Consider the following 13,704-nt stretch of genomic DNA (forward strand, 5'->3'; position numbering starts at 1 on the left):
CGCTGGGGGTCTCGGTGAGGGTCGTGGCGTTGGGTGTCGGGGTGGTGGTGGTGGTGACGGCCGTGGTCCTGCCCCCCTCGCTGCGGGGGGCCCGCCGCCGCCCCCCCCCCCCCCCCTCCGGGGCGGTGGCGGCGGCGCTGACGGCGCTGCCGGAGTTCCTGCTGGCCACCGTGCTGCTGGTCGTGCTGGCGGTGTGGGCGGGCTGGTTCCCGCCCTACGGCTGGTCGGGGCCGGCCAGCGCGGTGCTGCCGGCGCTCGCGATGGGCCTGCCCGCCGGCGGGCTGGTGGGGCGGCTGATCGCCGACGCGGTGGCCACCTCCGGCGCGGAGGCGTGGGTGAGCACGTGGACGGCGGCCGGCGCCCCGCGCGGGGCGCTGGCGCGCGGGGTGCTGCTGCGGGCGGTGCCGCCGGTGCTGCCGCAGGTGGGCCTGGTCGTCGTCGGCCTGGTCGGCGGCGCCGTCGCGGTCGAGCGCGTCTTCGCGATCCCCGGCCTGGGCCGCGCCACGCTGGGGGCGGCGCAGACGCAGGACCTGCCGGTGCTGCAGGCGGGGATGCTCGCCCTGATCGCGCTGGGCGTGGTGCTGGGCGTGGCGACGGACCTGGTGCGCCGCCTGGTGCTGGGGCGCGCCGCGCGCGCCGGGGGGCTGGTCATCCCCTCCTCCGGGCACGCGGTGCGCGGGCGGGACCGGCTGGTGCCGCTGGTCGCGCTGGTGCTGCTGGCCGCGCTCGTGGCCGGCGGGTTCTCCGGCGACCCGTACGCCGCCGACCGCGGCCGGCTCACCGCCCCCTCGGCGGGCCTGCTGCTGGGCGCCGACGCCTCCGGCCGGGACCTGCTGGCCCGGCTGGGGCAGGGCGCGGGCACCACGATCGCCACGGCGGTGCTGGTGTGCCTGGCCTCCTACGTCGTCGGCCTGCTGGCGGGGCTGCTGCCCGACGTGACCGCAGGCCCGGTGGAGATCGCCAACGCCGCCCCGCCGGTGATCTCCGGGCTGTTCGTCGCCGCCGTCACCGGCCCCTCGGCCACCGGCGCGGCGGTCGCGGTGCTGCTGGTCAGCTGGGCGCCGCTGGCCTCGCACACCTCGGCGCTGGTGGCCGAGGCGAACGCGCAGCCGCACGTGCGGGTGCTGCCGGTGCTGGGCGTGGGCCGGGCGCGGGCGCTGCTGGTGCACGTGCTGCCGATGGTCGCCGGCCCGGTGCTGCGCAACGCGTTCCTGCGCCTGCCCGGCGTCGCGCTGGCCCTGGCGGGGCTGGGCTTCCTCGGCCTGGGCCCGCAGCCGCCCACGCCGGACTGGGGCCTGGTGCTGGCCGAGGGGGTGCCGTACGTCGAGCGCGCCCCCTGGGTGGTGCTCGCACCGGCGGCCTCGCTGATCGCGCTGTCGGTGCTGGCGGTCAGCGCCTCGGCGCTGGCGCCCGCCCCGCGCCGCGGCCGGCGGGCACCGGCACCGGTCAGCGCCCCGGCCCCGGACGCCGCGGCACCGGCCGGGTCGTGAGCCGGGGCGCGGGGCGGGGCGCGGGCCGGGCCGGGCGCCGCGCCTGGCACAGTGGACGCCCGTGCCCACCCCGACGCCCCCCGGCACGCCCGTCGGCACGCCCGCCGGGTCCTGGTCCCTCCAGCCGCTGTCGGCCGCCACGCTCGCCGGCGCGCGGGAGCTGATGCGCACCTGCGTGGCGCGCGACCTCGGCGACGCGCACGACCCGGTGGTGCACGCCGACGTCGACGACCCGTTGGGCCGCTACCCGGGCACCGCCGAGGCGTTCCTGCTGGTGGCGGTGGACGACGCCACCGGCGCGGTCGTGGGCACCGCCGGGCTGCGCGGGGGGCGGCTGCGCCCGGGCGCCACCCCGCAGCACCTGGTGGAGCGCTACGCCGACGGGCGCACCGGTCAGCTCGTGCGGGTGTACGTGGCCGCCGGCGCGCGCCGGCGCGGCATCGCCCGCGCCCTGGTGGCGGCGGTGCGCGAGCGCGCCGCCGGGCAGGGCCGCTACGAGCGCCTGGCGCTGCACGCCTACCGGCACTCCCCCGGCGCGGTGGCGTTCTGGGGGTCGCTGGGCGCCCGCGTCGTCGCCGACGACACCGCGGGCGCCACCCGCAGCGTCTTCTACGAGTTCGCGGCGGTCGGCGCGCCCGGCGGGACCGCGCGCGCGAGCACGGCCAGCCCGGCGGCCGAGACCAGCGGCAGCAGCGCCAGCAGTACCCAGGGCGCGACCGCCCCCGGCTCCAGCAGCGCACCGGCCCCGGCCGAGCCCAGCAGCACCGCCAGCCCGCCGCCGGAGGCCAGCACCCCGTAGTGCGCGCCGACGTGCCGCTCGCCCGCCAGCGGCGGCACCAGGTCGCGCGCCACCGGCCCGGCCAGCGCCGAGCCCAGGTGCAGCAGCACCACGAAGGCGCAGGCGGGCGCCAGCGCCGGCAGCCGGCCGGGCGGCGGTGCCGCGGTGCAGGCGGCCACCAGCGCGAACGCCGCCGCCGTCACCGCGAACCCCAGCGGCAGCGCGGTGCCCGCCCCGCGCCGGCGCGCCCAGCGCGCCAGCGGCACCTGCACCGCGACGGTGACCACGGCGGCCAGCACGAACAACGCCCCCAGCGCGTCCTGGGAGCCGGTGGCCCGCTCCAGCTCCACCGGCAGCGCCAGGTACAGCTGGTTGTAGGACAGCAGCAGCGTGGAGTGCAGGGCGGTGAAGACCAGGAACCGCCGGTTGCGCAGCACCGCCCCCCAGCCCGCCAGCACCGGGGCCCCCCGGGGCGCGGCGGGGTCCGCGCGCGGGGCCCAGCGGGCGTTGGCGGCCAGCACGGCCGCGAAGATCCCGGCCGCGACCAGGCAGGTGGTGCCGAAGTCCACCGCCAGCAGCGCCGCGCCCAGCGCCGGGCCCAGCAGGGAGCCGACCTTGCCGACGACGGCGTCCAGCGCGAACAGCTCCGCGCGGGTGAGCACCCCGGCGTCCTCCAGGCGCCGGCCCTCGTGCGCCAGGGCGGTCTCCACCGCCGGGGAGAACAGCGCGGCGGCGAACCCGGTGAGCACCGTGCCGGCCAGCACCGCCGGCAGCGAGCCCGCCCACCCCAGCACGCAGAACCCGGCGACGCGCACCGCGCACCCGGTCAGCAGCACCGGCCGCACGCCGAAGCGGTCCGCCAGGGCGCCGCCGAGGAAGAACAGGCCCTGCTGGCTGAAGGTGCGCACGCCGAGCACGACGCCGACGAGCCAGCCGGCCATCGCCAGGTCCGTGCTCAGGTGCACGGCCAGGAAGGGCACGACGAGGTAGAAGCCGACGTTGAAGGCGAGCTGGCTGGCCAGCAGCAGCCGCACCCCGGCGGGCAGGGCGGGCCGGGCGGGCCGGCGGGTGCGCCGCCGCACCGCCGCGGGGGCGTTCACGAGGACGGGGCGGGGCCGAGCACCCGGCGACGGTACCCGGCGCGGCGGGCGGGCAGGATGGCCCGGTGCCCTACCGCGTGATGACCGTCTGCACCGGCAACATCTGCCGCTCGCCCATGGCCGAGTCCGTGCTGCGCCGCCGCTTCGAGCAGGCCGGCCTGGACGGCGAGGTGGTCGTGGACTCCTCCGGGATCAGCGACGAGGAGGACGGCAACCCCGTGGACCGCCGCGCCCGCGCGGTGCTGGCCGACGCCGGCTACGACGTGCCCGAGCACCGCGCCCACCGGGTGACCCGCCAGGAGATCGCCTCGCGCGACCTGCTGCTGGCGATGACGGCCCGGCACGCGCGCTGGCTGCGCACCCAGGCCCCCGACGGGGCCGCCGCCGCGAAGGTGGTGATGTACCGCTCCTTCGACCCGGCCGCCCCGGACGTGGACGGGCCCGGCGCGGTGGCCGACGAGTCCGACCTCGACATCGCCGACCCCTGGTACGGCGACCGGAGCGACTTCGAGGAGGCCCTGGCGCAGATCGAGGCGGCCGCCGACGGGATCGTCGAGCACGTGCGCCGCGCGCTGGCCGAGCGCCCCTGAGGCCCCCTCAGGACCCCCGCCGGCTCAGAACAGCCGGCCGGCCGCCTCGGGCGCCGGTTCCTCCAGCGAGAGCAGGAACCGCTTGCGCCACAACCCGCCCGCGTACCCGGTGAGGGTGCCGTCGGCGCCGACGACGCGGTGGCAGGGCACCAGCACCGACAGCGGGTTGCGGCCGTTGGCCGCGCCCACGGCCTGGGCGTGGCCCGGCCCGCCCAGGTCCCGGGCCAGCTCGCCGTAGCTGCGCACGGCGCCGTGCGGGATCGCGCGCAGCGCCGCCCACACCCGCTGGTCGAACGCGTCGCCGCGCGGGGCCAGCGGCAGGTCGAACGCGGTGCGCTCGCCGGCGAAGTACTCGCCCAGCTGCGCGGCCACGTCGCCGAAGGCGGCGTCGTCGCGCACGCCGAGGTCGGCGGGCGCGCCGCCGCGGTGGTCGGGGTACCAGAGCCCGACCAGGCCGCGCTCGTCGCGCGCGAGGGTCAGCTCCCCCAGCGGGGAGGGCAGCAGCGCGTGGCGCACCGCGCGCCCCGGCCGGTCCCCGGCGGCCTCAGGCCGCCAGGTGCAGCGCGTCGCGGGTGCGCGCCACGGTCTCGGCGAGCAGGTCCGGCTCCTCGGACAGCTTGCGCCCGTAGGAGGGCACCATGCCCACCAGGCGCTCCTGCCAGGCCTCGCGGTGCGCGGGGAAGCACCTCTCGAGCAGGCGCAGCACCACGTCCACGGCGGTGGAGGCGCCCGGGGAGGCGCCCAGCAGCGCCGCCACGGAGCCGTCGGCGGCGTTGACGAGCTCGGTGCCGAACTGCAGCACGCCGCCGCGCGGGCCCTTCTTGATGACCTGCACGCGCTGGCCGGCGGTCAGCAGCTCCCAGTCCTCGCGCCTGGCCTCGGGGTAGAACACCTTCAGCGCGTCCAGGCGCTGCTCGGTGGACTGCGCGAGCTGCTTGACCAGGTACGTCATCAGCGGCACGTTGTCGCGCGCGACGGCGAGCATCGGCAGCAGGTTGTCCGGGCGCACCGACAGGGGCAGGTCCAGCAGCGAGCCCTTCTTCAGGAAGCGCGGCGAGAACCCGGCGTAGGGGCCGAACATCAGCGAGCGCCGGCCGTCCATGACGCGGGTGTCCAGGTGCGGCACGGACATCGGCGGGGCGCCGACCTCGGCCTGCCCGTACACCTTCGCGGAGTGCCGAGCGACGACCTCGGGGTCGGTGCAGCGCAGCCACTGGCCGCTGACGGGGAACCCGCCGAAACCCCTGCCCTCGGGGATGCCACTGCGCTGCAGCAGGTGCAGCGCGCCGCCGCCGGCGCCGACGAACACGAACGGGGTGGAGACCTCGAAGTGCCCGGCGGCGGAGGTGCCCTTGAGCGTCCAGCCCGAGCCGCGCCGGGTCATGTCCGTGACGGCGTGGCCGGTGAGCAGCTCCACCCCGCGCCGGGCGGCGCCGGTGAGCAGCGCGCGGGTCAGGGCGCCGAAGTCGACGTCGGTGCCGGCGGTGGAGCGGGTGGCGGCGACGGGCTCGCCCGGGTCGCGGCCGGCGGTCAGCAGCGGGGCCCACTCGCCGATCTCGGCGTGGTCGGTGGACCACTGCATCCCGGCGAACAGCGGGTGCTGCGAGAGCGCCTCGTAGCGGGCGCGCAGGAACTCCACGTCGCGCGAGCGCACGAAGCTCATGTGCGCGACGGGGTTGATGAAGGTGCCCGGGTCGCCCAGCACGCCGGTCTCGACCAGGTGCGCCCAGAACTGCCGGCTCACCTGGAACTGCTCGTTGATCGCGACGGCCTTGGCGATGTCGACGGTGCCGTCGGGCTTGGCGGGGGTGTAGTTCAGCTCGCACAGCGCGGAGTGCCCGGTGCCGGCGTTGTTCCACGCGTCGGAGCTCTCCGCGCCGATGGTGTCCAGCTTCTCCAGCACGAGCACGGACCAGTCCGGCTCCAGCTCGGCCAGCGCGGTCGCGAGGGTGGCGCTCATCACACCGCCGCCCACCAGCACGGCGTCGTAGCGGTCAGCAGCGGGCAACGGACTCACCCTCGTCTCTCCGGCGGCGTCATCGACCCCGCAAGGTTACGACCTGGCGGCGACGGCGGGCCGCCCGGGAGGCGCCGGGTGGCGGGCGTCACACGTGAGACGCCTCTCACCCGCACCGCCCCCGCGCAGCGCCCCCGGCTCAGCGCCCCGGCGGCAGCAGCGCCAGCAGGCGGGCGCGCTCGACGGCCAGGCGCTGCAGCAGCGCCAGCTCCTCCTCCGCCGAGCCGCGGTCGGTGCCCCGGCGCATCCGGTCGCGCCGGAACGCCAGCTCGGTGGCGGTCTCCTGGAAGTCGCGCAGCGCCCGCACGCCCGCGCGCCCGCCGGCGGCGCGCACCGCCCCGCGCGCCGAGCGGCGCGCCCCGGCGGAGGCCAGCACCCGCACCTCCTCCGGGCGCAGCCAGCCGGTGCGCACGTACACCTGCAGGGAGCGGTCCACCAGGCGCGCCTCGCGGGCCCGGGCCGCCAGCGCCACGCCCAGCGCGGCGACGAACACCGGCACCTGCAGCAGCAGGTACAGCTCCACGAACGCCGTCACGCCGCTGCTGGCGCTGGCGTTCCACAGCGAGTGCAGCACGACGCCCAGCGCCAGCCCGGCCAGCGGGGCCAGCGCGCGCAGCACGGGCCGGTGCCGCCCGGCCGCCACGCCCAGCCCCACCCCGACGGCCATGGTGAACAGCGGGTGCGCGAACGGGGAGACCACGCAGCGCAGCACGAAGACGGTCACCAGGGCGGCGGGCTCGTCGTCGCCCAGGGCGCGGCCCAGGTAGAGCACGTTCTCCAGGTACGCGAAGCCCACGCCCACCAGGGCGGCGTAGACGATGCCGTCGACGACGCCGTCGAACTCGCGGCGCTGCTTGACCAGCAGCACCAGCACCCCCAGGCCCTTGAGGACCTCCTCCACCACCGGCGCCACCAGCACCGAGGAGCTGCGCACGTCGCCCACGGCGTGCGCCACGAGCTGCGAGCCCAGCGAGTTCAGCACCAGCGCGCCCAGGCTGGCCACGCACGCGCCCCAGCCGAAGGCGAAGGCCAGCAGGTGCGGCGGCTCGGCCTCGTGCCGGTCCAGCCACAGCACGGCCGCCACCACCGGGCCCACGGGCACGGCCGCCAGCGCCAGGGCGGGCAGGGCGCCGGAGGGGCCGACCTCCATCGTCACCGCGCCGAGGCTGAGGACGCCGCAGACGACCAGCACCAGCACGGTCAGCACCAGCAGGGAGCGGCCCTGGGCGGGCGCGGGCGCGGCGACGGCGCTGCTCTCGCGGTCCACCGGCACCCCGCGAGCCTAGCCGGGACGCACCGCGGCGGCCCGGCCGCTGACTACGCTGGCGCGGTGAGCACCTCTGCGCCGGGCAGGAACGGCGACCGCGTCCAGGACCGCATCGTCTGGATCGACTGCGAGATGACGGGGCTGGACCTGGCCCGCGACGCCCTGGTCGAGGTCGCGGTGCTCGTCACCGACGCCGACCTCAACGTCCTCGGCGACGGCGTGGACGTGGTGATCGCCCCGCCGCGCGAGGCGCTGGAGGGCATGGACCCCGTCGTGGTCGCCATGCACACCTCCTCGGGGCTGCTGGAGGAGCTGCCCGCCGGGCGCACCCTGGCCGAGGCCGAGCAGGTCGTGCTGGAGTACGTGCGCCGCTGGGTGCCCGAGCCGCGCAAGGCGCCGCTGGCGGGCAGCTCCGTGCACACCGACCGCGCCTTCCTGGTGCGCGACATGCCCGAGCTGACCGACCACCTGCACTACCGCCTCATCGACGTCTCCTCCGTCAAGGAGCTGGCGCGGCGCTGGTTCCCGCGGGTGTACTTCCACACCCCCCGCAAGCACGGCGGGCACCGGGCGCTGGCGGACATCCGCGAGAGCATCCAGGAGCTGAAGTACTACCGCGAGGTGCTGTTCGTGCCGCAGCCCGGCCCGGACTCGGACACCGCCAGGGCCGCCGGCGAGCGCCTGGAGCTCAAGCCCGCCCCCGCCGAGGAGGGCGCGCCCGAGGCCTGAGGCCCCCGGCGGCTCCCCCGCGCCCGACCCGTCCCCGCCCCTCCCCTGCCCCGTCCCCGCCCCGGACGGCCGTCCCCGGCGGCCGCGGGTTCGGGCAGCACGCCCCGCGGCGTGTATGCTCCCGACGTCACGGCGTGCGCTGCACGACGTCACGCGGTGGGTGTAGCTCAGCTGGTAGAGCACCTGGTTGTGGTCCAGGAAGTCGCGGGTTCAAGTCCCGTCACTCACCCCACGCAGGAGGGCCCCGGCCCGCGGAGACGCGGACCGGGGCCCTCCGCGCGTCCGGGCGCCGCCACCGGGCGCCCGCCCCGCGCCGGGCGCTCCTACAGTGGTGCCGTGCACGATCTGGACAGCCACCAGACGCCCGACGACGCCGGCGACGCCGTCCTCGAGCTGCTCTCGACCATGGCCGACCGCGGGGCGGTCGTCGACATCACCCTCTTCTCCGGGGGCCAGGTGGTCTCCGGCACGCTCGTGGGCCGCGACCGCTGGCTGGAGCAGTTCACCGCCCGCGCCGCGCGCGGCGGCGGGGGCGGCCGGCAGATCGCCGAGCAGGTGCAGGCCCTCTTCCGCGCCGCCGACCAGCAGCGCGCCGACGCCCGCGCCGCCCGCGACTACCTGCACCTGGCCGGCGCGCAGATCGACGGCACGCCGCGCATCGCGGAGGGCCTGCTGTGGCGCGGGCGGATCAGCGAGGTGTCGGGCTGGTCGCTCGGCTCGCTCTGAGCACCGCTCAGCCGGCGCCGGGCCCGGCCCCCTCGGCGGGCCCGGCCTCCGCGCCCCCGGCCGCGGCGCCCTGGCGCCGCCCGGCGCGCAGGAGCTGCTCGCGCAGCCACGCCAGGTAGGCGTCGCGGTCCGCGCGCAGCGCCAGGGAGACCACGGGGCCGGCCGGGGTCTCCCAGGCCCCGGCGCCGGCGACGGGCAGCACGACGACGTCCAGGGAGAAGGCCCGCACCGGCCGGCCCAGCTCGCGCTCCACCCGCGCCAGCAGCGTGGTCTCGAACAGCGCCGTGGGGGTCTGCGCCAGCACGCGCGCCTCCAGCCGGCGCACCCGCCCGGCCCAGGCGACGGCCTCGTCCACGCCCAGCTCGGCCAGCCCGCGCAGCTCCGGCATGCCCCTCAGGCCCGGGAACGACGGCGGCAGCAGGGACGTCAGGGCGTCGGGGCCGCCGGGGAAGGCCCCGGCCCACCAGCGGGCCCACTGCGCGGCGGCGGCCGTCGTGCCGCCCAGCGTCGTGCCGGCGCGCACCAGGGGGCGCGCGGGCGGGTCGAGCGGGGGCAGGTCGGGCACCTCCGCGGAGACGGGCGGGCGCAGGCCGGCGGCGTCGCGCAGGTGCAGGGCCAGCAGCAGCGCCTGCGGCATGACGAGGCGCACCCCCCACCGACCGCCGCTGCGCACCGCACCACTGTGCTCCCGCGCACAGCGGCCGTCCAGACGAGCGCCCGCCCGCCCGGGACCGACCCGCGGCGCGGGGACGTCATCCCCCGGGAGGAGGCCGCGGTGGTGCCGGCGGGCGATGCGCCGCGGGTGCGCGCCGACCTAGCGTCGCGGACGTGACGACCACCGCCGCCGCCGCCACCGCCGCTCCCGCCCAGGCGCCCGCCGTGCGCGCCGCCCGCGCCGCCGCCGTGCGCGCCGGCGTGGCCGCGCTGCACGCCGGGCCGGCCGACCGTCGCCGCCGCCGGCGCATCGCCGCGGCCGTGGCGGTGCGCCGCGGGCTGCTGACCCCGCCGGCGGGCCCGCCGCGCGGCGGCGCGGGGCGCTGAGCCGCCCGCGCCGGGCGCGGCGCTGCTCCGGACGTGTCGTCCCGGCGGGCGCGGCTCAAGGGCCGTCGGGGCGGGGACGACGAGGTAGGGGTCACCGCCCGGGGCCCACCGCCCGCCCGGGCCCGTCACCACGTGGAGGACGCATGGAGCACCAGGACGCGACGACCGGGGGCACCGGCTCGACCGGCACCCGTCCCGTCATGGAGATGCTCTCCGAGCACATCCCGCTGTCGCTGATCATGGACATGGTCTCGCCCGACGGCCCGCGCTCCGAGGAGCTCCTCGTCAGCGAGGGGCTGCCCGAGCAGGAGTGGTGGAACCGGTCCTGACCCGCGTCCCGGTGCCGGGGGTGCGCTCCCCGCTCGTCCCCCCGGCCCCGGATTTCGCGACTGCGGCAGACGCCTGCTAAAGTTCCATCCCGTTGCGCCGTTAGCTCAATTGGCAGAGCAGCTGACTCTTAATCAGCGGGTTCGGGGTTCGAGTCCCTGACGGCGCACTCACCGGAGAGGGCCGCGACAGCACAGCTGTCGCGGCCCTCTTCGCGTCGCGGCCCTCTTCGCGTCGCGGCCCTCTTCGCGTCGCGGCCCTCTTCGCGTCGCGGCCCGTCAGCGGCGGTCCTGCGGCTGCAGCGTCCTCGACCACAGCGCGGCGCCGTCGATCCCGCGCAGCGTGACGGTGAGGTCCTCGGTGTCCGGGTCGACCTCCACCTCCCCGAAGTACTGCGAGCCCTCCAGCGGCGAGGTGTTCGGGCGCGGCGGCACGGCCTGGAACACCACCTGCGGGCCGAAGGTCGCGTCCAGGGCGCTGGGCCCGAACGAGCCGGCGTGCAGCGGGCCGGAGACGAACTCCCAGAACGGGTCGAACTCCGTGAAGGACGCGCGGGCGGGGTCGTAGCGGTGCGCGGCGGTGTAGTGCACGTCCGCGGTCAGCCAGACGTGGTCGCGCACCCCGCGTCGCTGGAACTCGCGCAGGATCCACGCGACCTGCTGCTCGCGCCCCAGCGGCACGCCCGGGTCGCCTTGGGCGACCGCCTCGATCCCGGCCGGGTCCGTCTGCCCGTCGGGCACCACCAGGCCGATCGGCATGTCGGACTGGACCACCTTCCAGGTGGCCCGGGAGCGCGAGACGGCCTCGACGAGCCAGCGCGCCTGCTCGGTGCCGAGGATCCCGCCGTCCGGGCGCACCCCGCCCCCGGCCCACCCGTTCCCGTTGGGGTCGCGGTGCGAGCGCATGTCGAGGACGAAGACCTCCAGCAGCGGCCCGTGGGAGAAGGAGCGGTACACGCGCCCGTCCCTGCGCGCGGAGACGGGCACGTACTCGCGCCAGGCCCGCTCCCCCCGCGCGCGCAGCACGTCGACGCGCTTCTCGGTGTAGCGGTCGTCGTCGATCACCTGGTGCGGGAACCAGTTGTTGTGCACCTCGTGGTCGTCCCACTGGTTGACCTGGGCGACGCGGCCGAAGAACGCGCTGAGCGCCTCGTCGGCCAGGTTGTACCTGAACGCCCCGCGGAAGTCGTCGAGCGTCTGCGCGACGTGCGACTTCTCCTCGGTGACCACGTTGCGGTACACGCGCCCGTCGGGCAGTTCCACGTCCCCGGTGATCGGGCCGTCGGCGTAGATCGTGTCCCCGGAGTGCAGGAAGAAGTCGGGGTCGCGCTCGGCCATCGCCCGGTAGATCGGGAACCCGCCGAGGTCGGGGTTGCGCCCCCAGCCCTGGCCGGCCTGGTCGCCGCTCCACAGGAACCTGATCCGGCGGCGCGCGCGCCAGGACGGCGCGGTGCGCAGGGAACCCTCGACGGCGTGGCCGTCCGGGCGGTGCGCGTCGGGGTCGGCGGCCACGACGCGGTAGTGGACGTCGGCCGCGGCCGGCAGCCCGCGCAGCTCGACGCGGCCGGTGAAGTCGCTGTCGCCGGTGACCACGGGGCCGCGCACCCAGCGGGTGCGGGCGCCGAAGCGCCCGTGGCGCGAGACCTGCACGAACAGCCGCGCCGGGCGGTCCGCGCGCGCCCACACCACCGCGCCGGAGGCGGTGACGTCGCCGGACTGCACGCCGTGGGTGAGGACGGGGGCGCCGCGGCGCACCAACGGGACCGCCGCCGGGGCGCCGGCGGGCACCAGCAGCCCGGCGCCGCCCGCGACCGCGAGGGCGCCGCCGGCGCGCAGCACGCCGCGGCGCGGCAGGGAGCGGCCGGCACCCGCGGCGGCGCCGGTGGTGGTGCCGGCGGGGGCGGTGGCGGGGCGGGGTTCTGGCACGAGGACCTCCGGCGTCGGGTGTTCTCCACCGGAGCCTGCCCCCGCGCCGCCACCGGGCGGGTGACCCCCCGGCGACGACCGCGTGAACTCCCCCGCCGCGCCTCAGACCGCGGTGGCGGCGCGCCGGCCCTGCTCGGCGCAGCGCGCGACGAACCGGGCGACGAGCTGCTCGCGGTCCAGCGGGGCCCCGAACTCCTCGCGGCTGCCGTCGGGCAGGGTCCAGCCGTCGAAGAGGTCGAGCAGGTCGGCGGTGTCGCGCACGGCGCTGAGGTCCATGCGCCCTGCCTCGGCAGCGGCGGCGCCCGCCTTGAGCGCCCGGGCGGGTGCGGGGCCCGTCGGCGCGCGGCGGTGTGTACGTTCGGCCCGGCGGTGCCGCCGGGCAGCGCGGGAGGGACGACGATGCCACCGACCAGCACCACGAACGGCAGCACGAGCGGCAGCACGAGCAGCAGCACCACGGGCGGCGGGGGCGGCGCGGGGCCGGGCCGGCTGCTCGCCCACGCCTACCCCTGGGACGTGCTGGGCGACGACGCGTTCGTCGAGCGCGCCCTGGCGCTGGGCCTGGACGCGGTGGCGCTGGCGGCCAGCTACCACTCCACCCGCGCGGCCACGCCGTGGCACCCGGCGCACCAGCTGGTGGAGGCCCCGCACGCGGCCCTGTACCGGCCGGTGCGCGAGGAGGCGTGGGCCGGTGCGCCGCTGCGGCCGGTGGCCGGGACGGTGCCCGACGGCACCGCCGACGCCTTCGCCGAGGCGGCGGGGCGGCTGCGCGCGGCGGGGCTGGAGGTGGACGCCTGGACGGTGCTGGCGCACTCCACCCGCCTGGGCACGCAGCACCCGGAGCTGGCGGTGGTGAACTGCTTCGGGGACCGCTACTCGTACGCGCTGTGCCCCTCGGCGGCGCAGGTGCGCGGCTACTGCGCGACGCTGGCCGCCGAGGCGGTGCGCGGGGCACCGGTCACCGGCGCCCTGCTGGAGGCGCTGGGCACCATGGGCGTCACGCACAACGCCGCGCACGAGAAGACCGCCGGCGCCTTCGGCCCGGCGCTGGAGCGGGTGCTGTCGGTGTGCTGCTGCGGGCGCTGCCGCGAGGGGTGGGCGCAGCACGGGCAGGAGCCGGCGGCGGTGGTGCAGGCGCTGCGCCGCGGCGTGCGCGACCTGCAGGACGCCGAGCCCGGCGACGCGCGCGAGGTCGCCGACGTGCTCGGCGAGCCGGTCGCGGCCGCGGTGCTGGCGGTGCGGCACGGCGCCGCGGACGCGCTGCGCGCGCAGGTGCTGCGGGCCGTGGGCGACGCCGCCGCGCGGCCGCTGCGGGTGACGGTGCACTCCGCGGCCGACCCGTGGGCGACCGGGCCGAACCCCGGCGCGAGCCCGGCGCTGCTGGCGGACCCGGCGGTGGACGCGCTGGTGCTGCAGGCGTGGGCGCACGGCGCCGGCACCCGCGCGGCGCTGTCGTCGGTGCGCGCCGGCGCCCGCGCCGATGCGGGCGTCGGCGCCTACGTCACGGTGCTGGACGGGCGCGGCGAGGCGGAGCTGGTGGCGCACGTGCGGGACGTGCGCGAGGCCGGCGCCGGGGAGCTGCACCTGTACCACCTCGGGCTGGCCGGCCGGCGCGGGCACGAGCGGCTGGCGGCCGCCGCGTCCGGCGCCACGACCGACCTGGACGACACCGCCGCCCCGGGCCGCCACCCCGGCTTCGCCGCGCTCGCGCACC

14 protein-coding genes, 2 tRNA genes and 1 pseudogene are annotated in these 13,704 nt (G+C 78.2%); 10 read left to right on the forward strand and 7 right to left on the reverse strand.

Annotated features, from left to right (window positions below; translation table 11 throughout):
• A partial coding sequence (locus tag ACRYR7_RS19720; protein WP_432573819.1) for an ABC transporter permease subunit occupies positions 1 to 1,490 on the forward strand: 1,490 nt, incomplete at its 5' end.
• A 163-nt stretch (positions 1,491 to 1,653) separates the two neighbouring features.
• Positions 1,654 to 2,040 (forward strand): annotated as a pseudogene (locus ACRYR7_RS19725) (GNAT family N-acetyltransferase); the annotation flags it as partial.
• A gap of 59 nt (positions 2,041 to 2,099) precedes the next feature.
• On the opposite strand, the gene ACRYR7_RS19730 reads toward ACRYR7_RS19725, so the two are convergent.
• Complete coding sequence (locus tag ACRYR7_RS19730) at positions 2,100 to 3,368, reverse strand: MFS transporter (protein ID WP_432573820.1); 1,269 nt, start codon at positions 3,366 to 3,368, stop codon at positions 2,100 to 2,102.
• A gap of 65 nt (positions 3,369 to 3,433) precedes the next feature.
• Here ACRYR7_RS19730 and ACRYR7_RS19735 point away from each other — a divergent pair, with 65 nt between their 5' ends.
• Entirely contained in the window at positions 3,434 to 3,958 is a 525-nt protein-coding gene (locus ACRYR7_RS19735) for a low molecular weight protein-tyrosine-phosphatase (RefSeq protein WP_432573821.1), read from the forward strand.
• A 24-nt stretch (positions 3,959 to 3,982) separates the two neighbouring features.
• Here the strand turns inward: ACRYR7_RS19735 and ACRYR7_RS19740 are convergent, their stop codons facing one another.
• From ACRYR7_RS19740 to ACRYR7_RS19750, 3 genes are all read right to left on the reverse strand, one after another.
• Positions 3,983 to 4,474, reverse strand: a complete 492-nt coding sequence (locus ACRYR7_RS19740; RefSeq protein WP_432573822.1) for a methylated-DNA--[protein]-cysteine S-methyltransferase — start codon at positions 4,472 to 4,474, stop codon at positions 3,983 to 3,985.
• A gap of 28 nt (positions 4,475 to 4,502) precedes the next feature.
• Positions 4,503 to 5,975: a malate:quinone oxidoreductase gene (locus ACRYR7_RS19745; RefSeq protein ID WP_432573823.1), complete on the reverse strand. Its 1,473-nt coding sequence runs from the start codon at positions 5,973 to 5,975 to the stop codon at positions 4,503 to 4,505.
• Between the two features lie 139 nt (positions 5,976 to 6,114).
• A complete protein-coding gene (locus ACRYR7_RS19750) occupies positions 6,115 to 7,248 on the reverse strand; it encodes a PrsW family intramembrane metalloprotease (protein ID WP_432573824.1) in 1,134 nt (377 codons plus the stop codon).
• Positions 7,249 to 7,305: 57 nt separating this feature from the next.
• Between ACRYR7_RS19750 and orn the strand changes: the two genes are divergently transcribed.
• The 3 genes from orn (at position 7,306) to ACRYR7_RS19765 (ending at position 8,697) form a co-directional block, all read left to right on the forward strand.
• On the forward strand, positions 7,306 to 7,971 hold the full coding sequence (orn, locus tag ACRYR7_RS19755) for an oligoribonuclease (protein WP_432573825.1): 666 nt from the start codon (positions 7,306 to 7,308) through the stop codon (positions 7,969 to 7,971).
• A gap of 156 nt (positions 7,972 to 8,127) precedes the next feature.
• A tRNA-His gene (locus tag ACRYR7_RS19760) sits at positions 8,128 to 8,203 on the forward strand.
• Between the two features lie 104 nt (positions 8,204 to 8,307).
• A complete protein-coding gene (locus tag ACRYR7_RS19765; protein WP_432573826.1) occupies positions 8,308 to 8,697 on the forward strand; it encodes a hypothetical protein in 390 nt (129 codons plus the stop codon).
• 7 nt (positions 8,698 to 8,704) lie between these two features.
• Here ACRYR7_RS19765 and ACRYR7_RS19770 read toward each other — a convergent pair whose 3' ends face one another.
• A complete protein-coding gene (locus ACRYR7_RS19770; protein WP_432573827.1) occupies positions 8,705 to 9,370 on the reverse strand; it encodes a hypothetical protein in 666 nt (221 codons plus the stop codon).
• Positions 9,371 to 9,525: 155 nt separating this feature from the next.
• Between ACRYR7_RS19770 and ACRYR7_RS19775 the strand changes: the two genes are divergently transcribed.
• The 3 genes from ACRYR7_RS19775 to ACRYR7_RS19785 all read left to right on the forward strand — a co-directional run bounded on the left by ACRYR7_RS19775 (position 9,526) and on the right by ACRYR7_RS19785 (position 10,234).
• Positions 9,526 to 9,738, forward strand: a complete 213-nt coding sequence (locus ACRYR7_RS19775; RefSeq protein WP_432573828.1) for a hypothetical protein — start codon at positions 9,526 to 9,528, stop codon at positions 9,736 to 9,738.
• Between the two features lie 143 nt (positions 9,739 to 9,881).
• Positions 9,882 to 10,067 (forward strand): hypothetical protein, encoded by a 186-nt coding sequence (locus ACRYR7_RS19780; protein ID WP_432573829.1) that lies wholly within the window; start codon positions 9,882 to 9,884, stop codon positions 10,065 to 10,067.
• Positions 10,068 to 10,161: 94 nt separating this feature from the next.
• Positions 10,162 to 10,234: transfer RNA gene (locus ACRYR7_RS19785), tRNA-Lys, on the forward strand.
• 109 nt (positions 10,235 to 10,343) lie between these two features.
• Here the strand turns inward: ACRYR7_RS19785 and ACRYR7_RS19790 are convergent.
• Together ACRYR7_RS19790 and ACRYR7_RS19795 are read right to left on the reverse strand one after the other, a co-directional pair.
• Positions 10,344 to 11,990, reverse strand: a complete 1,647-nt coding sequence (locus ACRYR7_RS19790; RefSeq protein WP_432573830.1) for an alkaline phosphatase D family protein — start codon at positions 11,988 to 11,990, stop codon at positions 10,344 to 10,346.
• Between the two features lie 102 nt (positions 11,991 to 12,092).
• Positions 12,093 to 12,266 (reverse strand): hypothetical protein, encoded by a 174-nt coding sequence (locus ACRYR7_RS19795; protein ID WP_432573831.1) that lies wholly within the window; start codon positions 12,264 to 12,266, stop codon positions 12,093 to 12,095.
• A gap of 123 nt (positions 12,267 to 12,389) precedes the next feature.
• Between ACRYR7_RS19795 and ACRYR7_RS19800 the strand changes: the two genes are divergently transcribed.
• On the forward strand, positions 12,390 to 13,704 hold a 1,315-nt coding region (locus ACRYR7_RS19800; RefSeq protein ID WP_432573832.1), incomplete at its 3' end, for a hypothetical protein.

It is taken from the genome of Kineococcus gurbantunggutensis (assembly GCF_050871925.1).
GTDB lineage: Bacteria > Actinomycetota > Actinomycetes > Actinomycetales > Kineococcaceae > Kineococcus.